The sequence below is a fragment of the Microbacterium sp. F2E genome, assembly GCF_020905435.1.
GTDB lineage: Bacteria > Actinomycetota > Actinomycetes > Actinomycetales > Microbacteriaceae > Microbacterium > Microbacterium lacticum.
In genome coordinates this window covers 26,232-47,708 of sequence record NZ_JAJJIB010000016.1, presented here as the reverse complement: position 1 = coordinate 47,708, position 21,477 = coordinate 26,232, and the positions used below count along the sequence as shown (strand labels likewise).

Genomic DNA, 21,477 nt, shown 5'->3' with positions numbered 1-21,477 from the left:
GCGCCGCGCGCGCAGGGGCGCACGGCTCACCCGGAAGCTCTCCCCGTAGACTTCGGAGGTGCGCCGCTCCGCCCCTGTCTCGTCCCGGCTCGCCGCGTTCGGCGCCCTCGCCGTGGCCGGCATGCTCGCGCTCGCCGCCTGCACACCCACGCCGTCGCCCACGCAGACCTCGGCGTCGCCGTCGCCGACCGCCGCGCCGACGCCGACCGGGCCCGTGTTCGTTCCCGAGGGTTCCGCGCAGGACAATCTGCCGCTGTTCGCGCAGGTCGTGAATCAGGTCGCCGCGACCGACGCGCGGGTGCAGGGGCGGGCCTACATCGACGCGCTCGCGGCGGCGGGGTTCCCGAAGGCGCAGATGCAGGTGACGAACGACCTCACCACCGTGGGAAACCCGGCCGATTCGATCCAGTTCTCCGTCGCCTGGGCGGGGGAGTGCCTCGTCGGCCAAGTCGGCCCGTCCACGCCCGCGCCGACGGCCCTCGTCCTCCCGCTCCTGCCCGCCGGCACGTGCCTCATCGGCCAGACGAGACCCATCGACTGGTGAGACCGGGGTGGCGCTCCCGATGCGACCCGCCGCGTAGACTTGGGCCGTTATGGCCGAATACATCTACTCCATGGTCCGTGCCCGCAAAGCGGTCGGCGAGAAGCTGATCCTCGACGATGTCACGATGTCGTTCCTGCCGGGAGCGAAGATCGGCATGGTCGGCCCCAACGGCGCCGGAAAGTCGACGATCCTCAAGATCATGGCGGGTCTCGACACACCCTCCAACGGCGAGGCGAAGCTGACCCCGGGCTTCACCGTCGGCATCCTCATGCAGGAGCCCGAGCTCGACGAGACGAAGACCGTGCTGGAGAACATCCAGGACGGCGTCGCGATCAAGGGCAAGCTCGACCGGTTCAACGAGATCTCCGCGCTCATGGCCGACCCCGACGCCGACTTCGACGCGCTCCTGGCCGAGATGGGCGTGCTGCAGGAGGAGATCGACGCCGCCGACGGCTGGGACCTCGACTCCCAGCTCGAGCAGGCGATGGATGCCCTGCGCACGCCTGCGGGTGACGAGCCGGTCACCAAGCTCTCCGGTGGTGAGCGCCGCCGCGTGGCGCTCGCGAAGCTCCTGCTGCAGAAGCCCGACCTCCTTCTCCTCGACGAGCCCACCAACCACCTCGACGCCGAGAGCGTGCTCTGGCTCGAGCAGCACCTGCAGTCGTACAAGGGCGCGGTCATCGCGATCACCCACGACCGATACTTCCTCGACAACGTCGCCGAGTGGATCGCCGAGGTCGACCGCGGCCGGCTCATCGGCTACGAGGGCAACTACTCCACCTATCTCGAGAAGAAGGCCGAGCGCCTCGACATCCAGGGCAAGAAGGACGCCAAGCTCGCCAAGCGACTGAAGGACGAGCTCGAGTGGGTCCGCTCCTCCGCGAAGGGCCGCCAGACGAAGTCGAAGGCCCGTCTGCAGCGCTACGAGGAGATGGCCGCCGAGGCCGAGCGCACGCGCAAGCTCGACTTCGAGGAGATCCAGATCCCCGCCGGCCCGCGCCTGGGCAGCGTGGTCATCGAGGCGAAGAAGCTGCAGAAGGGCTTCGGCGACCGCTCCCTCATCGACGGGCTCAGCTTCAGCCTGCCGCCGAACGGCATCGTCGGCGTCATCGGCCCGAACGGCGTCGGAAAGACGACCCTGTTCAAGACGATCGTCGGGCTCGAGCCGCTCGACGGCGGCGACCTCAAGGTCGGCGAGACGGTCAAGATCAGCTACGTCGACCAGAGCCGCGCCAACATCGACCCGCAGAAGACGCTCTGGGAGGTCGTCTCCGACGGGCTCGACATCATCACGGTCGGCAAGACCGAGATCCCCTCGCGCGCCTACGTGTCGAAGTTCGGCTTCAAGGGCCCCGACCAGCAGAAGAAGGCCGGCGTGCTCTCCGGTGGTGAGCGCAACCGCCTGAACCTCGCGCTCACCCTGAAGGAGGGCGGCAACCTGCTCCTCCTCGACGAGCCGACCAACGACCTCGACGTCGAGACGCTCTCCTCGCTCGAGAACGCCCTGCTCGAGTTCCCCGGCTGCGCCGTGGTCATCACCCACGACCGGTGGTTCCTCGACCGCATCGCGACGCACATCCTCGCCTACGAGGGCACCGACGAGGAGCCCGACAAGTGGTACTGGTTCGAGGGCAACTTCGAGGCGTACGAGGCGAACAAGATCGAGCGTCTCGGCCCCGACGCCGCGAACCCGCACCGCTCGACGCACCGGAAGCTCACGCGTGACTGAACGGATGCACGTCCCCATCCACCTCCGCTGGGGCGACCTCGACGCGTTCAACCACGTCAACAACGCGACGATGCTGAAGCTGCTCGAAGAAGCGCGCGTGCGCGTCTTCTGGTCGCCGATCGTCGGCGAGGAGGCGCCCGACACCGCGGTGATCGAGGCGGGGCTGGATGCCCGTGAGCTGACCCTCATCGCACGGCAGGAGATCGAGTACCTCGCCCCGGTGCCGTACCGGCGCGACCCGCTCGACGTGCAGATGTGGTTCGGCAAGCTCGGCGGATCGAGCGTCGAGGTCTGCTACGAGGTGTACAGCCCTGCGACCGATGCCGAGCAGAAGCTCTACGCCCGGGCATCCTCTGCCGTCGTGCTCGTCGACGCGGAGACCTTCCGTCCCGTTCGCCTCAGCGAGCAGATGCGCGCGGCGTGGGCGCCCTACGTCGGCGAGCCGATCGCGTTCAGCCGGCGCTGACGCCCGAGCCGTCCGCGTCGGGCACGCGCACCATGATCTCCTGCGCGACCGTGGCGATCAGCTCGCCCTCGCGGGTGAAGATGCGGCCCGTCGCGAGCCCGCGCCCGCCGCGCGCGCTCGGCGACTCCTGCGCATAGAGCAGCCACTCGTCCACGCGCGCACGCCGGTGCCACCACATCGCGTGATCGAGGCTCGCGACCTTGAGACCCGGCTGCGACCAGGCCACGCCGTGTGCGCGCAGCACCGACTCCTGGATCGTGAGGTCGCTCATGTAGGCGAGCACCGCACGGTGCAGCGCGGGATCGTCGCCGATCCCGCGGCGCGTGCGCATCCACACGTCCTGTCGGGGCACGTGCGCCCCGGGCACCCGGTCGTAGATCGCGCCGTCGGCGTGCACGACCTCGATCGGGCTGTCGTCGAGCAGTCGTCGCGAGAGCGGGTGCAGGCGCGAGGCGCCGGAGCGCTCGAGTGCCTCCTCGGGCGAGAGCACGCCCTCCGGCGCGGGAGTCTGGTGCTCGAGGCCGGGGTCTTCGCGCTCGAACGACGAGATCATCGAGAAGATCGGCACCCCGTGCTGGTAAGCCTGCGTGCGGCGCGTCGAGAACGAGCGGCCGTCGTGGATGCGCTCGACGGCGAGCGTGAGCCCCGTGGACGCGTCACCCGGGCGCAGGAAGTAGCCGTGCATCGAGTGCGGCACGCGGTCGTCGTCGGTGGTGCGGTCGGCGGCGATGATCGCCTGCGCGAGCACTTGGCCGCCGAAGATGCGCCCGGTCGGCATGGGCTGCGACACCCCCGTGAAGATGTCTTCGGTGGTGCGCGCCGCGCCCGAGTCGAGGTTCAGCACGTCGAGCATGACGCTGACCGGGTCGGTGATCACGGGGATGGCGGCAGCATCCGAGGCGGTGGGTTCTTCGGGCGAGCCGTGTCGAGCGGCCGGGGCGTGTTCGCGCACGAGGCTCCTGTCATCGCGGGGTGACCGCCGGCCGCCGGGGCGGCGCGGTCGCTTGATAGTTTAGGGCGGATGTCGCAACGCCTGATCTTCCCCGATGCGCCCACCGCGGCGGACGTGCTCACCTTCTCCGCCCGGGCCGCGCGGCTCGGTGACGGCGCAGTCCGGCTGAAGGCGACCGGCGGCACGCTGCTCGCCTCGGCCGCCCCACTCGCGCCGCGGACGCTCCTCGAATCGACGCCCACCGTGCTCGGCATGCGCGCGGTGCGGGTCGACCCCGAACTCGTGTGCGACCTCGTCGTGCCGGCGGAGGGGCTCACGGCCTCGGACGACCCGGCGGCGCTGCAGCTGCCGGATGCCGCGGTCACGGCGACCTGGGCCGGGGTGTCGCCGCCGCGCGCCGGCTGGACCGATGACGGCGCGATCGCCGCGGCGCTCCTCGCCGAGCGCGCCCAGTGGGGCATCGCCGCGGTCGCCGAAGCGGTGCCGAAGGATGCCGGTGACGATGCCGTGCACGCCGTGCGCGCGGCGATCTGGGGCGCCGCCGACGAGCCGCTCGCCGGCCTGCCGCTCGGCGTCGCGTTCGCCGCGTTGGCCCTCGGGTTCATTGCCAGCGAGGAGCAGGCGGTCGTGCGCCGGAACGGCCCCTGGACGCGCGTCAGCCTCGCGCGCGGGCACGTGCTCACCCGCGGCACGGTCCGGTCGGGACTCACCGCCGTCCGCGCCACCGGCGCGAGCTGACTCCGCGGCCCGGTGTGGGCAGCGCCGCCGCCGCCAGCGCACCGCCGTCGTCACCACGCCGCGGCCACCACCGCCGTCAGACAGCGGCCGCCGCCGCGCGCCCGGCGACGCGCCCAGAGAACAGGCATCCGCCGACGAAGGTCCCCTCCAGCGCCCGGTACCCGTGCACGCCGCCACCGCCGAACCCCGCCGCCTCGCCGGCGGCGTACAGACCCGGCACGGGGGAGCCGCCCGCCCCGAGCGCCCGGCCCGACAGATCGGTCTCGATGCCGCCGAGCGACTTGCGGGTGAGCACGTGCAGCTTCACGGCGATGAGCGGCCCCGCGGCCGGATCGAGGATGCGGTGCAGCGCCGCGGTACGGATGAGCTTGTCGCCGCGATACGCCCGTGCCGAGCGCAGCATGGCGACCTGCGCGTCCTTCGTGAAATCGTTGTCCATCTCGCGGTCGCGCGCCTCCACCTCGCGGCGCACGCGGGCGCCGTCGAGCGCGTCGCCGCCGGGCAGGGCGCGCATCCCGTCGATCAGCTCGTCGAGCGTCCGCCGCACGACGAAGTCCGCGCCGTGGTCGAGGAACGCCTGCACGGGCCCCGCCGCCCCCTTGCCGAGCCGTGAGCGCACGAGGAGCGGCAGGTCCTTGCCGGTGAGGTCGGGGTTCTGCTCGCTGCCCGAGAGGGTGAACTCCTTCTCGACGATCTTCTGCGACAGCACGAACCACGAGTGGTCGTGCCCGGTCTGCCGCAGGTGCGCGAGCGTGCCGAGCGTGTCGAAGCCGGGGAAGAGCGGCACGGGCAGGCGCGCGCCCGTGGCATCCAGCCAGATCGACGACGGGCCGGGCAGGATGCGGATGCCGTGGCCCGGCCAGATCGGATCCCAGTTCTGGATGCCTTCGACGTAGTGCCACATGCGGTCGCCGTTGATCAGACGCGCCCCCGCCGCCGCGGTGACGGGCTGCATCGACCCGTCGACGTAGGCGGGGACCCCGGTGATCATGTGCTCCGGCGGAGTGCCGAGTCGCGCCGGCCACTGCCGGCGCACGAGGTCGTGGTTGCCGCCGATGCCGCCGGACGAGACGACGGTGGCCGCCGCCGCGATCTCGAACTCGCCGACCACCTCGCGCGAGCTCGGGGCGCCCCGCACGGCGTCGGAGGCGGCCAGCACGTCGCCGGCGGCGCCCGTGACGGTGCCGTCCGCGGTGGTCAGCGCGGTGACGCGGTGGCGGGGGAGGATCGTCAGGCGCCCCTCCGCCTCGGCCTGCTCCACGGCCGCCTGGAACGGGGCGACGAGGCCCGGTCCGGTGCCCCACGTGATGTGGAAGCGCGGCACCGAGTTGCCGGGGCCCGTCGCGGTGTAGCCGCCGCGCTCCGCCCAGCCCACCACGGGGAAGAACCCGACGCCCTTCTCGCGCAGCCAGGCGCGCTTCTCGCCGTGGGCGAAGTCGAGGTAGGCCTCGGCCCAGCGGCGCGGCCACAGGTCGTCGTCGCGGTCGAATCCGGCCGTGTCGAACCAGTCCTGCCGGGCGAGCTCGATCGAGTCGCGGATGCCCATGCGCCGCTGCTCGGGCGAGTCGATGAAGAAGAGCCCGCCGAACGACCAGAATGCCTGCCCGCCGAGGTTCGTCCGCGGCTCCTGGTCGACGATCACGACGGTCTTGCCGGCGGCGGCGGCCTCGGCGGCGGCGACGAGACCGGCGAGGCCCCAGCCGATCACGAGCACGTCGGCGCGGTGCGCGGCGCGGCTCGCGTTCTGTCGCGAGGCCCGGGGGGATGCGCTGTTGGACGCGCTGTTCGAGGCGGAGCGAGCTGCCATGACGACTCCTTCGTCGCGAGGGGTGGTCCGGGGCTGATCCGAAGAGGCGGTGCGGGGAGGAGCGCGACGGTGCGCTCAGGTGGTCTCGGGGTGGACGGTCAGCGACGGCGACGGTGCCGGGCGTGCGGGGCCGATGCCGCTCGGCTCGACCGTGTTCACCATCGCGAACGCGGCTCGCTCCAGATAGTCCCACAGCGTCGCTTCGTGGAGCGGCGACAGGCCGAGCTCGTCGACGGCGGCGCGCATGTGCGCGAGCCAGCGGTCGCGCGCGTCGGGGTCGATGTGGAAGGGGTTGTGCCGCATCCGCAGCCGCGGGTGGCCGCGCTGCTCGCTGTAGGTCGTCGGGCCGCCCCAGTACTGCTCGAGGAACATCGTGAGGCGGACGGCCGCCGGACCGAGATCGTCCTCGGGGTACATCGGCTTCAGCACCTCGTCGGTGGCGACACCGCGGTAGAAGGCGTCGACGAGCCGCACGAAGGTGTCGTGACCACCGACCTCGTCGTAGAAGCTGCGGGGTGTGGCATCCGTCATGACGATGCTCCTTCCGCGCCGGTGTCGGGCTTCGCGGGAGGCGCGGCGGATGCCTCGGAGGAGGTCGCGGGGGCGTCGTCCTGCGCCGGCGCGTCACCGCTCCCGGGCGAGCCGTCCTTCCGCGGTCGCCAGATCGCGCGGCCGTCGGTGGGCTCGGCCTCGGGCGTGCCGGCCTGGGTCTTCGCCTCCGCCTTCGCCTTCGCGCCGCGCGGTGTCTTCGCGCCGCGCGGAGGCTTCGTGGCGCGCGGGGTCGCCGCCGAGGCGTCGTCCACGGTCGTCACGGGCGTCGGGCGCGTGCGCGGCGGGTTGGCGCCCCGCACCCGCTGGGCGCCCTCGAGCCCGGCGAGGACGACGGTGTTGAGCGACGGGAGCTGGATGCCGAGGTCGTCGACGGCGCGCTTCAGGCGCATCCGCAGCTCGCGGGCCACGTCGTCCTTCGCGTTCGCGCGCGTCTTCATCACGAGACGGATCACGAGCGCGTCGCCGGCGATCGACTCGAGGCCCCAGATCTCGGGCTGCTCGATGATGCGCGTGCGCCACTTCGGGTCCTTCGCGAGCGACTTCGCGGCGCCGAGCATCGTCTCCTCGACCTCGTCGATGTCGACGTCGGCGGGCACGGCGAGGTCGAGGATGACACGCGACCACCCCTGCGACATGTTGCCGATGCGGGTGATCTCGCCGTTGCGCACGTACCAGAGCGTGCCGTTGACGTCGCGCACGTGCGTGACGCGCACGCTCACGTACTCGACGATGCCGGTGGCGAGGCCGAGGTCGACCACATCGCCGATGCCGACCTGATCCTCCGCGACGATGAAGATGCCGTTCAGCACGTCCTTGACGATGTTCTGCGCACCGAAGCCGAGGCCGGCGCCGATCGCCGCCGACAGCAGTGCGAACGAGCCGGCGACGCCGGGGGCGAGCACGTTGATGATCAGGAGCACGGCGATGATCACCAGAGTGACGTTGACGATGTTCTGCAGGATCGACCCGAGGGTGCGCGTCCGCTGCACGAGTCGCATCGCGGCGAGCGGGGAGCGTTCGAGCGCCTGGGTGTCGTCGACGTTCGCCTTGGTCTTCGCGCCCGACACGATGCGTTCGACTCCGCGGTGGATCACCAGGCGCAGCACCCACGAGGCGAGCAGTGCGCCCACGATGATCAGGGCGACGGTGAGGAGGTTCATCCCCGCCTCGCCGAGCCACTTCAGTACGCGCTGCCAGAAATCCGGGTCGGTGATGGCGGGCGTCGTCTCGCCCGAGCCGGAGTCAATGCGCCACATCATCGCTCCGATCCTAACGGCGGTGGCTATGGCGTGGTTGAGTGCCCCTCAGGCGCACCGCGCCCGGGCTCTTCAGCCCGGGCGCGCGCCCGCTCAGGCGTCGCGGGTGCGCAGCGCCACCCAGGCGGCCAGCAGCAGCGCCGCGGGCCACGCCGCGAGGGTGATGATGCCCTGCAGCGCATCGTCGCCGGCGGGCGTCGTCGCCATCTGGGCCGCCGACATGGGCAGGTACTGCCCGGCATCCACGAGCCACTGCCAGCTCTCGCCGGCGAAGACGAACATGTTCGTGACGATCGGCAGCACGAACAGCACGCCGACGGTCGCCGCGATCGCGCCGGCGCCGTTGCGGATCAGGAAGCCGAAGCCCACGCCGATGAGCGCGAACATCGCCATCGCGAAGACGCCCGCCGCGAGCGGAGTCCACGACTGCGCCGGGTCGGACCAGTCGATGCCGGCGCTGCCGAGGATCGGGGCGGTGAGCAGGATCGCGACGAGGTACGTGAGCGCGGTCGCGAGCGCCATCACGACGCCGACGACGATCGCCTTCGCGGCGAGCACGGCGCCGCGATGCGGCTCGGCGGTGAACGTCGAGCGGATCATGCCGGTGGAGTACTCGCCGGTGACCGCGATCGCGCCGAGGATGCCGGCGACGAGCATCGTGAACTGCATCGGCATGACGATGGTCATGACGGGCGACAGGCCGCCGCCGAAGTCGCGGGCGGCCGAGGCCATCATCAGCGAGATCGCGAGCGAGAGCACCACGGTGACGGCGAGCGACCACCAGGTCGAGCGGAGCGTCAGCAGCTTGATCCACTCGCTGCGCACCACCCGGCCGAACGAGAGCCGGTAGGGGGAGGCGGGCCGTGCGGGCGCGGGCGCCGCGGCGCGGGTGCCGGCGGGGGCGGCGGTGGTCATGCGATCTCCTTGGTCTTGTACTGCACCGAGCCCTCGGTGAGGGCGAGGTAGGCCTCTTCGAGCGATCCGGTGCGCGGGGTCAGTTCGTGAAGCGGGATGCCTCGTGCGGCGGCGACATCGCCGATGGCGGCGGCGGGGAGGCCCACGACCCGCAGGGTGCCGTCGCCGGCGTCCTCGACGGCGACGTCGCCGCCCGCGCCGCCGGCATCCCCGGCGCGTGCCGGGTCGATCGTCGCGAGCGCGGCGGCCAGGTCGGCGGGTCGGGGCGTGCGCACGAGCACCTCGTTCGCCGTCCACGCCGCGACGAGCTCTCCGAGCGGCGCGTCGGCGAGCACGCGCCCGCAGCCGAGCACGATCACGTGGTCGGCGGTCTGCGCCATCTCGCTCATGAGGTGGCTGGAGAGGAGCACGGTGCGTCCCTCGCGTGCGAGGTGGCGCACGAACTCGCGCACCCACCGCACCCCTTCGGGGTCGAGGCCGTTCACCGGCTCGTCGAGGATGAGGGTCGACGGGTCGCCGAGGAGGGCGGCGGCGATGCCGAGGCGCTGGCCCATGCCGAGCGAGAACTTGCCGGCGCGCTTGCGGGCCACCGCTTCGAGCCCGGTGAGGGCGATCACCTCGTCGACGCGGCTGTTCGGGATGCCGTGGGTCGCCGCCATCGCCCGCAGGTGCGCACGGGCGGAGCGGCCGGTGTGCACGGCCTTGGCATCGAGCAGCACGCCCACCTCGGTCAGCGGCGTGCGGCTCTGCGCGTAGCGCTGGCCGCCGACGGTGACACTGCCGTCGTTCGGGGCATCCAGGCCCACGATCATCCGCATGGTGGTCGACTTCCCGGCGCCGTTCGGTCCGAGGAAGCCGGTGACGAGCCCCGGTCGCACGGTGAACGAGACGCCGTCGACGGCGGTGGTGGATCCGTATCTCTTGGTGAGGTTCTCGGCGACGATCATGTCTTCGACGCTACGCGAGCGATCCGGGGCCGGCGTCCGGCGGAAGGTGGAGATACGGCGGGCGGGTGTCGTCCGAAAGGATGACACCCGCCCGTGATCGCTCCGGCGTTAGGGCCGGATCACTGCGCGTCGCGCTGCTGCACCGCGAGGGCCCGCTCGACGCCGGCGAGGTTCTCGCGCACGAGGCGGCGAAGCGCCGCGGGGGCGTCGGAGTGCTCGGCGAGCCAGGCCCGGGTCGCGTCGCGCAGGGCGACGTTCGCGAGCGGCGCCGGGTACAGCCCGATGATCAGGTACTCGGCGATGTGGTACGTGCGGCTGTCCCAGATCGGCAGCAGCATGTCGAAGTACGGCGCGACGAACGCCTCGAGCGCGTCGACGCCGGCGGGGTGCACGAACCCGGCCGAGGCGGCGCGCACGACGGTGTTCGGCAGGTCGGCGGTGTCGATGAGCGAGGCCCACGCGGCGCGCTTGGATGCCTCGTCGGGGAGGGCCGCCTTGGCCTGCGCCGCGAACTCGCCGCCCTTCGCCGTGTTGTCGGCGGCGAGGGCAGCGTCGATGTCGGCGGCCGTGACGAGCCCGCCCGCGGCGAGCGAGACCAGCAGCGCCCACGACAGGTCGGCGTCGATCTCGAGTCCGGCGAGGGTCGTGTCGCCGTCCCGGAGCGCGCGCACCTGCTCCCACTGCGCGGGAGTGGCCGCGGCGCTCGCGAAGCCCGTGACGAACTGCAGCTGGCTGTCGCTGCCGGCCTCGGCCGCCTGCGCCAGCGCCCAGAGGCCGTCGGCGACCTTCTCGCGCGTGGCTGTGCGCTTCTCGGGGGCGACGTACGAGTTCGCGGCGAGTTGCAGCTGGCCGAGGGTCGTCCGCACCGTCGTCGACTCGGTCTCGGCGCCGATGTTGCGGAGCACCAGGTCGACGTAGTCGGATGCCGAGGCCTCCGCATCACGCGTCTGATCCCACGCCGCACCCCAGACGAGCGAGCGCGCGAGCGGGTCGGCGATGCCGCCGAGGTGCGCGATCGCCGTCTCGAGCGAGCGGGCGTCGAGACGGATCTTCGCGTAGGCGAGGTCCTCGTCGTTCAGCAGCACGAGGTCGGGCTGGGCGAGGCCGGTGAGCTCGGGGACCTCGGTGAGGTCGCCGTCGACGTCGAGCTCCACGTGGTGCGTGCGCACCAGGGCGTCGCCGTCGAGGCTGTAGAAGCCGACGCCCAGGCGGTGCGGGCGGATCGTCGGGTAGTCGGCGGGCGCCGTCTGCACGATCGCGAAGCGCGTGATCTTCCCCGCGGCATCCGTCTTGATCTCGGGGGCGAGCGTGTTGACGCCCGCCGTCTCGAGCCACTTCTTCGACCAGGTGCCGAGTTCGCGCCCGCTCGTGGCCTCGAGCTCGACGAGCAGGTCGGCGAGCTCGGTGTTGCCGAAGGCGTGCTTCTGGAAGTACGCGCCGACGCCGGCGAAGAACTCGTCGATGCCGACCCAGGAGGTCAGCTGCTTGAGCACCGAACCGCCCTTGGCGTAGGTGATGCCGTCGAAGTTCACCTCGACATCATGGAGGTCGTTGATCTCCGCGACGACCGGGTGCGTCGAGGGCAGCTGGTCCTGGCGGTACGCCCAGGTCTTCTCCATCGCGTTGAAGGTCGTCCACGCGCCGGTCCACTCCGTGGCCTCGGCGGTCGCGATGGTCGAGGCCCACTCGGCGAACGACTCGTTCAGCCAGAGGTCGTTCCACCACTTCATGGTGACGAGGTCGCCGAACCACATGTGCGCGAGCTCGTGCAGGATCGTGACGACGCGGCGCTCCTTGACGGCGTCGGTCACCTTCGAGCGGAAGACGTAGGTCTCGGTGAACGTCACCGCGCCCGCGTTCTCCATCGCGCCCGCGTTGAACTCGGGGACGAACAGCTGGTCGTACTTCGCGAACGGGTACGGGTAGCCGAACTTCTCCTCGTAGTACGCGAACCCCTCGCGGGTCTTGTCGAAGATGTAGTCGGCGTCGAGGTGGTGCCAGAGGCTCTTGCGGCCGTAGACCCCGAGCGGGATGGTGCGGCCGGAGGCGCTCTGCAGCTCCGAGAACGTCGACTCATACGGGCCCGCGACGATCGCGGTGATGTACGAGGAGATGCGCGGGGTGGGCTCGAACGTCCACGTCGCCGCGGCCTCGGCGCCTTCGGCCGGCACGGGCTCGGGCGTAGGGGAGTTGGAGATGACCTTCCACGCCGCGGGCGCGGTGATCGTGAACTGGAAGGTCGCCTTCAGGTCGGGCTGCTCGAACACCGCAAACACGCGGCGCGAGTCGGGCACCTCGAACTGCGAGTAGAGGTACACCTCGCCGTCGACGGGGTCGACGAAGCGATGCAGACCCTCGCCGGTGTTCGTGTAGAGGCAGTCGGCGTCGACGACGAGCTCGTTCTCGGCGGCGAGGCCGTCGAGCGCGATGCGCGAGTCGGCGAAGGCGGCGGCCGGGTCGATCGCCACGCCGTTCAGCGTGATCTCGCGGACGTCCCGCGCGATCAGGTCGATGAAGGTCGACGCGCCCTCGGTGGCGGTGAAGCGCACGACGGTGCGCGAGCGGAACACGTCGGGGCCCGTCGTCAGGTCGAGCTCGACGGCGTAGCTGTCGGTCGAGACGAGCGCGCGGCGGTCCTGCGCTTCGAGGCGGGTGAGGTTCTGTCCAGGCACTGCGTTGCTCCCAAGGGTGAGGGTGGGATGCCGCGGACCGGCGCTGCTGGCGCCGACGGCAACTTGTCAAGCCTACGGCGTCGTGCCGCACCGCTCACGTCTGACGTGATCACGCGCGTGCCCGATCGCCGTGGGCAGGTCGTCGAAGAGGTGCTTGTGGTGGCGGAGGGCGCCGAGCACGCCGACGGTGCGGAAGAGGTCTTCGTGGCGCTCGAGGCCGAGGACGCTCCCTCGGACGCTCCCTAGGATGGGGGCATGCGCATCCACATCGCGACCGATCACGCGGGCCTCGAGTTCTCGACGCAGCTGCAGCATCACCTCGCCGAACGCGGCCACGACGTCGTGGACCACGGTCCGCTCGAGTACGACCCGCTCGACGACTACCCGGCGTTCTGCATCCGTGCCGCCCAAGCCGTCATCGCCGATCAGTCCGCCGGTGTTCCCGCCCTCGGGATCGTGTTCGGTGGTTCCGGCAACGGCGAGCAGATCGCCGCGAACAAGGTGCGGGGCATCCGTGCCGCGCTCGTCTGGAGCCTCGCCACCGCCGAGCTCGCGCGTGAGCACAACGACGCGAACGTCATCTCGATCGGCGCCCGCCAGCACACCGTCGACGAGGCGATCGGCTTCATCGACCGCTTCATCGCCACGCCCTTCTCGGGTGAGGAGCGCCACGCGCGCCGCATCGCACAGCTCGCGGCGTTCGAGACCTACGGCACCCTCGAGCCCGACCCGCGTGCCGGTCTCGGGACGGACGGCGTGGCGGATGCCCCGCACGGCGGCGAGTCCGTCGACGCCTTCGATCCCGAAGCCGGCTGATGCCCGAGGGTCACTCCGTCCACCGGATCGCGCGCCAGTTCGACCGCAACTACGTCGGCCGGGTCGTCGCCGCGTCGAGCCCGCAGGGGCGCTTCGCGGAGGGCGCGGCCCTGCTCGACGGCCGCGAGGCGGTGTCGGTGCGCGCCGTCGGCAAGCAGATGTTCCTCGCGTTCGACGGCGATCTGTGGTTGCGGGTGCACCTCGGCATGTACGGCGCGTGGGACTTCGCGGGGGAGATCCTCGTCGACCCGACCATCGCGTCGGCGAACGGCCGGATGGGCCAGACGAACCAGCGCGGCACCGATCTCGTGGATTCGGACCTCGACGGGGACGCTCCCGTGCTCGATGCCGCCGGCGAGAACTCGCTGACCTCCATCGGAGCGCCCCGCCGTGCACGCGTGCACGTGCGGATGAGCGAGCAGACCCGCGGGCTCGACGCACCCGGTGACCACGACGACGCCGACGAGTGGCCGCCGCCCGTCGTCGGACAGGTGCGGCTGCGGCTCATGACCGACATCACCTGCGCCGACCTCCGCGGCCCCACGGCGTGCGAGCTGCAGACCCCCGATGAGGTGCAGGCGACGATCGCGAAGCTCGGGCCCGATCCGCTCGTCGACGACCCGGTCGCGGGCGAGGAGCGCTTCACCGAGGTCGTGCGCCGCAAGCCGACGCCGATCGGGCTGCTGCTGATGGACCAGTCGGTCGTCAGCGGCATCGGCAACGTGTACCGGGCGGAGCTCCTCTACCGCGCGCTCCTCGACCCGCACACCCCCGGCAAGCTGGTTCCCGAAGAGGTCGTCCGCAGCATCTGGCGCGACTGGTCGCGCCTGCTCGTGATCGGCGTCGAGACCGGCCAGATGATGACGATGGACGACCTCGACCCCGAGGCCTACCGCCGTGCCATGGCGCACCGCGACGACCGGCACTGGGTGTACCACCGCGCCGGGCTGCCGTGCCGTGTCTGCGGCACCGAGATCGTGCTCGAAGAGATGGGCGCCCGTAAGCTCTACTGGTGCCCGTCGTGCCAGAAGTAGACGAGTCCGGCGTCGGAACCGCAGGCGCCGTCGGAATCATCGTCAGCTCAGGAGGCGCCGCGTGAGGCAGAATCCCAGTTTCGCCATGACGGATGCCACGGAGATGCGCCGACTCATCCACGCGAACCCCTGGGTCACGATCGTGAGCTCGGGTCCGGACGGCCTCGTCGCCTCCCATTACGCCGTGCTGCTCGATGAGCCCGACGACTCCGCCGGGGGCTCCGGCGACCTCACGATCGTGGGACACGTCGGCAAACCCGACGACGCGATCCACGGGCTGGGGGAGCGTGAGCTGCTGGTCGTCGTGCAGGGGCCGCACGGGTACATCTCGCCCGGCTGGTACGGCGACGTGGCGAGCGTGCCGACGTGGAACTTCGTGTCGGTGCACCTGAGCGGCGTGCCCGAGGTGCTGAGCCCGGAGGAGAACCTGCGCGTGCTCGACCGGCTGGTCGCGCGGTTCGAGCAGAGCCTGCCGCAGCCGCGGCTCATGTGGCAGGCGCCGAACGACGAGGAGTACGTGCGACGCCTCGAACGCGGCACGGTCGGGTTCCGGCTGAGGCCGACCAAGGTCGTCGCCAAGCGCAAGCTCAGCCAGAACAAGTCCGACGAGGTCGTCGTCGACACGATCATCGCCGAACTCGACGCCGGTGCGAGCCCGTACGCCGATCCGCGGCTGCCCGACGAGATGCGCCGCGCCCACGGGGCGCTCCGCGCCGCGCGGGGCGAGCGGTGAGCGGGGCCGGCCGCGGGGAGCGTCCCGCCGTCATCGCGCGGGCGCGCCTGACCGGGGTCGATCGGCTCGACCCGTTCGGCGATGACCTCGTCGACGTGCACCTGTCCGGCGGGCGCATCGTCGACCTCGCCCCCGCCGGCGCGCTGCCCCACCGCGGGATCGTCGTCGACGCCGACGGCGGCTGGGTGATCCCCGGGCTCTGGGACCATCACGTGCACACGGTGCAGTGGGCCCTCGTCGCCCAGCGCCAGCCGCTCCACGAGACGCGGACCGCGCGCGAGGCCGCCGCCCTCATGGGCGCCGCCGCCGTGCTCGAGGGCGACCGCCGCGTGGGCACCGGGTTCCGCGATGCGCTGTGGCCGGATGCCCCGACCCTTGCGCTCCTCGACGAGCACACCGGGTCGGTGCCGACCTACCTCATCAACGCCGACGTGCACAGTGTCTGGATGAACACCGCCGCCTTCCGACGCGAGGGCTACACGATCGAGGAGAGCGGGCTCGTGCGCGAAGAGCCGGCCTTCGAGATCTCGCGCCGCCTCAACGCCGCCGATCCGCTTCTCGGCGACCGGCTGGTGCGGGGCGCCCTCGACCGCGCCGCGACGCGGGGGATCGTCGGCGTCGTCGACCTCGACATGGCGTGGAACGCGGAGGCGTGGGCGCGCCGCCTCGAGGCCGGGTTCGACACCACCCGCATCCGCTTCGGCATCTATCCCGCGCAGCTCGAGCGCGCGCTCGCCGAGGGGCTCGCGACCGGTGACGCGCTCGATCCCGACGGCCTCGTGCGGGTCGGCTCACTGAAGGTGATCACCGACGGCTCGCTCGGCACCCGTACCGCCGCGTGCTCGCACTCCTACCCCGGCGACCCGCACAACCACGGCGTGCTGACGGTGGCGCCGGACGCGCTCGCCGACCTGATGACCCGCGCCACGGGCGGCGGCCTGTCCTGCGCCGTGCACGCCATCGGCGACCTCGCGAACTCGCACGCGCTCGACGCGTTCGCCCTCACCGGCGCGACGGGCACCATCGAGCACGCGCAGCTGGTCGCCCACGCCGACATCCCGCGGTTCGCGCGCCTCGGCGTGGGGGCGAGCGTGCAGCCCGAACATGCGATCGACGACCGCGACATGACCGACACCATCTGGGCCGAGCAGACCGCGATCGCCTATCCGCTGCGCTCTCTCGCCGACGCCGGCGCGAATCTGCTCTTCGGTTCGGATGCGCCCGTCGCCGCCCTCGACCCCTGGGCGGCGATGGCCGCCGCCGTCCATCGCACGCGCGACGGGCGCGAGCCGTGGCATCCCGATCAGGCCGTCGACGCGGCGACGGCGCTCGCCGCGTCGACGGGCGCGGGTTCGCTCGCCCGTGCGACGCTCGTTCCCGGCGACGTCGCAGACCTCGTCGTGGTCGACCGCGACCCGCTGACGGCGGACGAGCCGTCCCTCCGCGCCACCGAGGTGCAGGCGACACTCCTCGCCGGGCGGCTCACCCACGCTCGCTGACCGCGCCGGGGCCGAGGTGCCGGACAAGCCCGTGCACGGCGCGCACCCCCCGCCAGACGCACGGATGCCCCGGGCGTCGGCCCGGGGCATCCGTCAGCTTTCGGCGATCAGCGTCCGCTCACGCGGCGAGGTGCGCGGAGAGGAACCAGCGGTCCTTCTCGAGGCCCGCCTTGATCGCGATGGCGACGTCCTGGCTCGTCAGGTCGGTCTCGGCGAGACCGTCGATCGCGGCCTGCACGTCGGCGATCACGGCATCCATGTCGGCGACGATCGCGGTGATCTCGTCCTGCCACTGCGCGAACCCGGCGGGAACGGTCGTGGCCGGCACCTTCTCGGCGATGGTCGACACGCGCGCGTCGATCGGCAGGCCGAGGGCGACGATGCGCTCCGCGGCGAGGTCGGCGAAGCCCTGCGCGTTGGCGACGACCGAGTCGAGAAGCTCGTGGATCGCGATGAAGTTGCTGCCGCGCACGTTCCAGTGCGCCTGCTTGCCGTTGACCGCGAGGGCCTGCAGGCCGAGCGCCACCGGGGTCAGGAACTGCGCCGTGCTCGCGGATGCCTCGGGGCTCGCGGCGGTCGTCGAGATCGTCTGCGTCTTGCTCATGATGAAGCCTCCATTCGTCGGGGATTCCCCCCATCACCTGTAACGCTACTCAGCACCCGGCATTCCGCAAGCAAGAGAAGGCTCGGCTTACGCCGGTGCGACACGCGCCGAAACGCGCGGCCGCTCGGGCTATCGTCGGAGCCATGACGATCGCCGACGACGCCTCGATCCTCTCCGTTCCCGCCGGGACCCCCCGCCTGCACGAGAGCGCGTTCGTCGCCTCCGGTGCGCGCGTGATCGGCGACGTGACCCTCGCCGAGGGGGCGAGCGTCTGGTACAACGCGGTGGTCCGCGGCGACAGCGCCCCGATCGTCCTCGGTGCGGGGAGCAACCTGCAGGACAACGTCTCGGTGCACGTCGACCGGGGCTCGCCCGTCGTGATCGGCGAGAACGTGTCGGTCGGCCACAACGCGGTCGTGCACGGCTGCACGATCGGCGACGGCTCGCTGATCGGCATGGGGAGCGTCGTGCTCTCCGGCGCCGTCATCGGGGCGGGATGCCTGGTCGCCGGCGGTGCCGTGGTGCTCGAGGGCACGGTCGTCCCCGACGGGTCGCTCGTCGCGGGCGTTCCCGCGAAGGTGCGGCGCGAGCTCACCGACGACGAGCGCGCCGGCATTCTGCGCAACGCCGAGATCTACCGCGCGCACTCGGCCGCGCACGCCCAGGCATCCGACGTGCGCTGAAGCCGCGGCACGCGTGCGTCGGACGCGCGTCGGACGAGGGGGAGGCGGAGGGGCTGACGGGAATCGAACCCGCGTCATTAGTTTGGAAGACTAAGGCTTTACCATTAAGCTACAGCCCCGCATCCGGCGGAGAAGCCGGGGGTGGATGCCGGTGTGCGCGGCATCTCGAAGAGTCTACAAGGTCGGTTCGGCTAGACTGACCACCGGCCGTGAATCGGCGCTCGCTCGCGTGCGCGCCCGGGGCGTAGCTCAGCTTGGTAGAGCGCCCGCTTTGGGAGCGGGAGGCCGCAGGTTCAAATCCTGTCGCCCCGACCACCGGCCCCATAGACCCAGACCCCAGACCCCGGCCGCGCCCTGGCGTGGCCGAACAAGAGGAGAACGAACAGGCATGGTCACCAGCACCGTCGAGAAGCTCAGCCCCACCCGGGTGAAGCTGCACATCTCGGTCACCCCCGACGAGCTCAAGCCCTCGATCGCGCACGCCTACGAGCACATCGCGCAGGACATCCAGATCCCCGGCTTCCGCAAGGGCAAGGTGCCCGCCCCGATCATCGACCAGCGCGTCGGCCGTGGCGCGGTCATCGAGCACGCGGTCAGCGAGGGCCTCGACGGCTTCTACCGTGAGGCCGTCACCGCCAACGAGGTGCGCACCGTCGGTCGCCCCACCGCCGAGGTCATCGAGTGGCCGAACGAGAACGACTTCTCCGGCGACCTCAAGGTCGAGGTCGAGGTCGACGTCCGCCCCGAGTTCGACCTGCCCGAGCTGAAGGACGTCACCGTCGAGATCGAGCCCGTCGCCACCGACGACGCCGCCATCGACGCCGAGCTCGACCGCCTGCGCGGCCGCTTCGGCACGCTGGTGACCGTCGACCGCCCCGCCAAGACGGGCGACTTCGTCGAGCTGAACCTCGTCGCCACCATCGACGGCACCGAGATCGACCGCGCCGAGGGCGTGTCGTACGAGGTCGGCTCGGGCGAGCTGCTGCAGGGCATTGACGAGGCCATCGACTCGCTCACCGCCGGTGAGGACACCACGTTCCGCTCGACGCTCGTCGGCGGCGACCACGCCGGCGACGAGGCCGAGGTCTCGGTGAGCGTCACCGCCGTCAAGGAGCGCGAGCTGCCCGACGCCGACGACGACTTCGCCCAGATGGCGAGCGAGTTCGACACGATCGCCGAGCTGCGCGACAGCCTCGCCGAGCGCCTCGCCGAGCAGTCGGTCTACGTGCAGGGCGCCGCCGCGCGCGACAAGCTCGTCGACGCGCTGATCGCCGCCGTCGAGATCCCGGTGCCGGCCCAACTCGTCGAAGACGAGGTGCACGCGCACCTCGAGGGCGAGGGCCGCCTGGAAGACGACGTGCACCGCGCCGAGGTCACTGAGGCCAGCGAGAAGCAGTTCCGCACCCAGATGATCCTCGACAAGCTCGCCGAGGCGCACGACGTGCAGGTCTCGCAGGACGAGCTGACCCAATACCTCATCCAGTCGGCCGCGCAGTACGGCATGGCCCCGCAGGAGTTCGTCGAGGCGCTGCAGGCCCAGAACCAGCTGCCCGCGCTCGTCGGCGAGGTCGCCCGCAACAAGGCCCTCGCGATCGCGCTCGGCAAGGTCACCGTCGTCGACACCGACGGCAAGCCGGTCGACCTGACGGGCTTCATCGCACCCGAGGACGAGGACGCGCTCGAGGAAGAGGTCGTCGAGGAGGCGCAGGAGATCGCCGACGAGGCCGCCGACGCCGAGGCCGCCGCCGAGAAGGCTCCGGCGAAGAAGGCCCCCGCCAAGAAGGCGCCCGCCAAGAAGGCTCCGGCCAAGAAGGCCGACGCCGAGAAGGCGGATGCCGACGCCGAGAAGGCGGATGCCGACGCCGATGCCGAGAAGTCGGCCGCCAAGAAGCCGGCGGCGCGCAAGCCCGCCGCGAAGAAGGCTCCGGCGAAGAAGGCCGACGCCGAGTGATCTCGAGGCGATAGCCCGAACGGAATCGTTCAGGACGAAGGGTCGGATGCCGAGGCATCCGACCCTTCGTCGTGTCGCCGACACGGCGCTCCGCCGACGGCGAACACGGGCGGAGGGTGCTCTCCGCCTCGGTAGATTCGATGACGTAAGGAAACCCGCACATCAGGAGTATCCATGGCTGAACCACTGCTCGCCACCAGCGTCTTCGACAGGCTGTTGAAGGACCGCATCATCTGGCTCGGGTCGGAGGTGCGCGACGAGAACGCGAACGAGATCTGCGCGAAGATCCTTCTGCTGGCCGCGGAGGATTCCGAGAAGGACATCTACCTCTACGTCAACTCGCCCGGTGGGTCGATCACGGCCGGCATGGCGATCTACGACACGATGCAGTTCGTGCCGAACGACATCGTCACGGTCGGCATCGGCATGGCCGCCTCGATGGGCCAGCTGCTGCTGACCGCCGGCACCAAGGGCAAGCGCTACATCACGCCGAACGCGCGCGTGCTGCTGCACCAGCCGCACGGCGGTTTCGGCGGCACCTCGAGCGACATCCAGACGCAGGCCCAGCTCATCCTCGACATGAAGCGCCGCCTCGCCGAGATCACCGCGGCGCAGACGGGCAAGTCCGTCGAGCAGATCAACGCCGACGGCGACCGGGACCGCTGGTTCACCGCCCAGGAGGCGCTCGACTACGGCTTCGTCGACCACATCCGCGAATCGGCGACCGACGTCGTTGGTGGTGGCGGCACCGAATCCGGCACCCTGCCCGGCACCACCCCCACGAACTGACCGAAGGAGCACAACGAATGAACACCCCCGCCTTCGGCGCCCCGTCGCATTCCCCGAGCGGCATGCAGCTGCCCGGGCTGATGCCGCAGAGCCGGTACATCCTGCCCCAGTTCGAGGAGCGCACCGCCTACGGCTACAAGCGCCAGGACCCGTACAACAAGCTGTTCGAAGACCGCGTGATCTTCCTCGGCGTGCAGGTCGACGACGCGTCCGCCGATGACGTCATGGCCCAGCTGCTCGTGCTCGAGTCGCAGGACCCCGACCGCGACATCATCATGTACATCAACTCGCCCGGCGGCTCGTTCACGGCGATGACGGCGATCTACGACACCATGCAGTACGTGTCGCCGCAGATCCAGACGGTCGTGCTCGGGCAGGCCGCCTCCGCGGCCTCCGTGCTGCTGGCAGCCGGCGCCCCCGGCAAGCGCCTGGCGCTGCCCAACGCGCGCATCCTCATCCACCAGCCCGCCGTCGGCGAGGCCGGTCATGGCCAGGCATCCGACATCGAGATCCAGGCCGCGGAGATCCTCCGGATGCGCACCTGGCTCGAGGAGACCATGGCGCGGCACACCAACCGCACCCAGGAGCAGGTCAATAAGGACATCGACCGCGACAAGATCCTCTCCGCGCACGAGGCGATGGAGTACGGGATCGTCGACCAGGTGCTGACCTCGCGCAAGCGTCAGCCCGCGGCGATCACGTCCTGACGCCTCGCCCGCCACGAAGCCCCGCCGTGCTCCGCATCCGTCGTTGCACCGGCGGGGCTTCGTCGTCCCGTCCACAACCGGTG

The 21,477-nt window shown here is 71.3% G+C and carries 21 protein-coding genes and 2 tRNA genes; 14 read left to right on the top strand and 9 right to left on the bottom strand.

What is annotated here, in order from left to right:
- Positions 1-58: 58 nt before the first annotated feature.
- From LOK55_RS11660 to LOK55_RS11650, 3 genes are read left to right on the top strand one after another with little or no spacing between them, the layout of a single operon-like run.
- Positions 59-544 (top strand): hypothetical protein, encoded by a 486-nt coding sequence (locus tag LOK55_RS11660; RefSeq protein ID WP_229935493.1) that lies wholly within the window; start codon positions 59-61, stop codon positions 542-544.
- 49 nt (positions 545-593) lie between these two features.
- Positions 594-2,273, top strand: coding sequence for an energy-dependent translational throttle protein EttA (ettA, locus tag LOK55_RS11655; protein WP_141380015.1), 1,680 nt, complete (start codon positions 594-596; stop codon positions 2,271-2,273).
- Positions 2,274-2,277: 4 nt separating this feature from the next.
- On the top strand, positions 2,278-2,739 hold the full coding sequence (locus tag LOK55_RS11650) for a thioesterase family protein (protein WP_229935492.1): 462 nt from the start codon (positions 2,278-2,280) through the stop codon (positions 2,737-2,739).
- Here the strand turns inward: LOK55_RS11650 and LOK55_RS11645 are convergent.
- Positions 2,726-3,592, bottom strand: coding sequence for an acyl-CoA thioesterase II (locus LOK55_RS11645; protein WP_229935506.1), 867 nt, complete (start codon positions 3,590-3,592; stop codon positions 2,726-2,728). The genes LOK55_RS11650 and LOK55_RS11645 overlap by 14 nt on opposite strands.
- Before the next feature lie 168 nt (positions 3,593-3,760).
- On the opposite strand from LOK55_RS11645, the gene LOK55_RS11640 reads away from it, so the two are divergent.
- Positions 3,761-4,429 (top strand): hypothetical protein, encoded by a 669-nt coding sequence (locus tag LOK55_RS11640; RefSeq protein ID WP_229935491.1) that lies wholly within the window; start codon positions 3,761-3,763, stop codon positions 4,427-4,429.
- Between the two features lie 76 nt (positions 4,430-4,505).
- Here LOK55_RS11640 and LOK55_RS11635 read toward each other — a convergent pair whose 3' ends face one another.
- From LOK55_RS11635 to pepN, 6 genes are all read right to left on the bottom strand, one after another.
- Entirely contained in the window at positions 4,506-6,236 is a 1,731-nt protein-coding gene (locus tag LOK55_RS11635; protein WP_229935490.1) for an FAD-binding dehydrogenase, read from the bottom strand.
- Positions 6,237-6,311: 75 nt separating this feature from the next.
- The gene (locus LOK55_RS11630; protein ID WP_229935489.1) at positions 6,312-6,767 is read right to left on the bottom strand and encodes a globin; all 456 of its coding nucleotides are present in this window, start codon (positions 6,765-6,767) and stop codon (positions 6,312-6,314) included.
- Complete coding sequence (locus tag LOK55_RS11625) at positions 6,764-8,047, bottom strand: mechanosensitive ion channel family protein (protein ID WP_229935488.1); 1,284 nt, start codon at positions 8,045-8,047, stop codon at positions 6,764-6,766. The genes LOK55_RS11630 and LOK55_RS11625 overlap by 4 nt, the downstream gene beginning before the upstream one ends.
- A gap of 90 nt (positions 8,048-8,137) precedes the next feature.
- Complete coding sequence (locus LOK55_RS11620) at positions 8,138-8,959, bottom strand: ABC transporter permease (RefSeq protein WP_229935487.1); 822 nt, start codon at positions 8,957-8,959, stop codon at positions 8,138-8,140.
- On the bottom strand, positions 8,956-9,906 hold the full coding sequence (locus tag LOK55_RS11615; RefSeq protein WP_229935486.1) for an ABC transporter ATP-binding protein: 951 nt from the start codon (positions 9,904-9,906) through the stop codon (positions 8,956-8,958). The genes LOK55_RS11620 and LOK55_RS11615 overlap by 4 nt, the downstream gene beginning before the upstream one ends.
- Positions 9,907-10,025: 119 nt before the next feature.
- Positions 10,026-12,578: an aminopeptidase N gene (gene pepN, locus LOK55_RS11610; RefSeq protein ID WP_229935485.1), complete on the bottom strand. Its 2,553-nt coding sequence runs from the start codon at positions 12,576-12,578 to the stop codon at positions 10,026-10,028.
- Between the two features lie 117 nt (positions 12,579-12,695).
- Between pepN and LOK55_RS14135 the strand changes: the two genes are divergently transcribed.
- From LOK55_RS14135 to LOK55_RS11590, 5 genes are all read left to right on the top strand, one after another.
- On the top strand, positions 12,696-12,824 hold the full coding sequence (locus LOK55_RS14135) for a hypothetical protein (protein WP_268252556.1): 129 nt from the start codon (positions 12,696-12,698) through the stop codon (positions 12,822-12,824).
- Between the two features lie 9 nt (positions 12,825-12,833).
- Entirely contained in the window at positions 12,834-13,394 is a 561-nt protein-coding gene (locus LOK55_RS11605; protein ID WP_229935484.1) for a ribose-5-phosphate isomerase, read from the top strand.
- On the top strand, positions 13,394-14,428 hold the full coding sequence (locus LOK55_RS11600) for an Fpg/Nei family DNA glycosylase (protein WP_141380000.1): 1,035 nt from the start codon (positions 13,394-13,396) through the stop codon (positions 14,426-14,428). The genes LOK55_RS11605 and LOK55_RS11600 overlap by 1 nt, the downstream gene beginning before the upstream one ends.
- Before the next feature lie 61 nt (positions 14,429-14,489).
- Entirely contained in the window at positions 14,490-15,161 is a 672-nt protein-coding gene (locus tag LOK55_RS11595) for an FMN-binding negative transcriptional regulator (RefSeq protein ID WP_229935483.1), read from the top strand.
- The gene (locus LOK55_RS11590) at positions 15,158-16,660 is read left to right on the top strand and encodes an amidohydrolase (RefSeq protein ID WP_229935482.1); all 1,503 of its coding nucleotides are present in this window, start codon (positions 15,158-15,160) and stop codon (positions 16,658-16,660) included. Before LOK55_RS11595 ends, LOK55_RS11590 begins: the two co-directional genes overlap by 4 nt.
- A 118-nt stretch (positions 16,661-16,778) precedes the next feature.
- Here the strand turns inward: LOK55_RS11590 and LOK55_RS11585 are convergent, their stop codons facing one another.
- A complete protein-coding gene (locus LOK55_RS11585) occupies positions 16,779-17,264 on the bottom strand; it encodes a Dps family protein (protein ID WP_229935481.1) in 486 nt (161 codons plus the stop codon).
- 143 nt (positions 17,265-17,407) lie between these two features.
- On the opposite strand from LOK55_RS11585, the gene LOK55_RS11580 reads away from it, so the two are divergent.
- The gene (locus LOK55_RS11580; protein WP_141379995.1) at positions 17,408-17,947 is read left to right on the top strand and encodes a gamma carbonic anhydrase family protein; all 540 of its coding nucleotides are present in this window, start codon (positions 17,408-17,410) and stop codon (positions 17,945-17,947) included.
- A gap of 48 nt (positions 17,948-17,995) precedes the next feature.
- Here LOK55_RS11580 and LOK55_RS11575 read toward each other — a convergent pair.
- Positions 17,996-18,066, bottom strand: a tRNA-Gly gene (locus tag LOK55_RS11575).
- 119 nt (positions 18,067-18,185) lie between these two features.
- On the opposite strand from LOK55_RS11575, the gene LOK55_RS11570 reads away from it, so the two are divergent.
- The 4 genes from LOK55_RS11570 (at position 18,186) to LOK55_RS11555 (ending at position 21,394) form a co-directional block, all read left to right on the top strand.
- Positions 18,186-18,262 (top strand) — tRNA-Pro (locus LOK55_RS11570).
- Positions 18,263-18,335: 73 nt separating this feature from the next.
- Positions 18,336-19,898, top strand: coding sequence for a trigger factor (tig, locus tag LOK55_RS11565; protein ID WP_229935480.1), 1,563 nt, complete (start codon positions 18,336-18,338; stop codon positions 19,896-19,898).
- A 174-nt stretch (positions 19,899-20,072) separates the two neighbouring features.
- Positions 20,073-20,687 (top strand): ATP-dependent Clp protease proteolytic subunit, encoded by a 615-nt coding sequence (locus LOK55_RS11560; protein ID WP_229935479.1) that lies wholly within the window; start codon positions 20,073-20,075, stop codon positions 20,685-20,687.
- Between the two features lie 17 nt (positions 20,688-20,704).
- Complete coding sequence (locus LOK55_RS11555; RefSeq protein WP_373288696.1) at positions 20,705-21,394, top strand: ATP-dependent Clp protease proteolytic subunit; 690 nt, start codon at positions 20,705-20,707, stop codon at positions 21,392-21,394.
- Positions 21,395-21,477 lie beyond the last annotated feature (83 nt).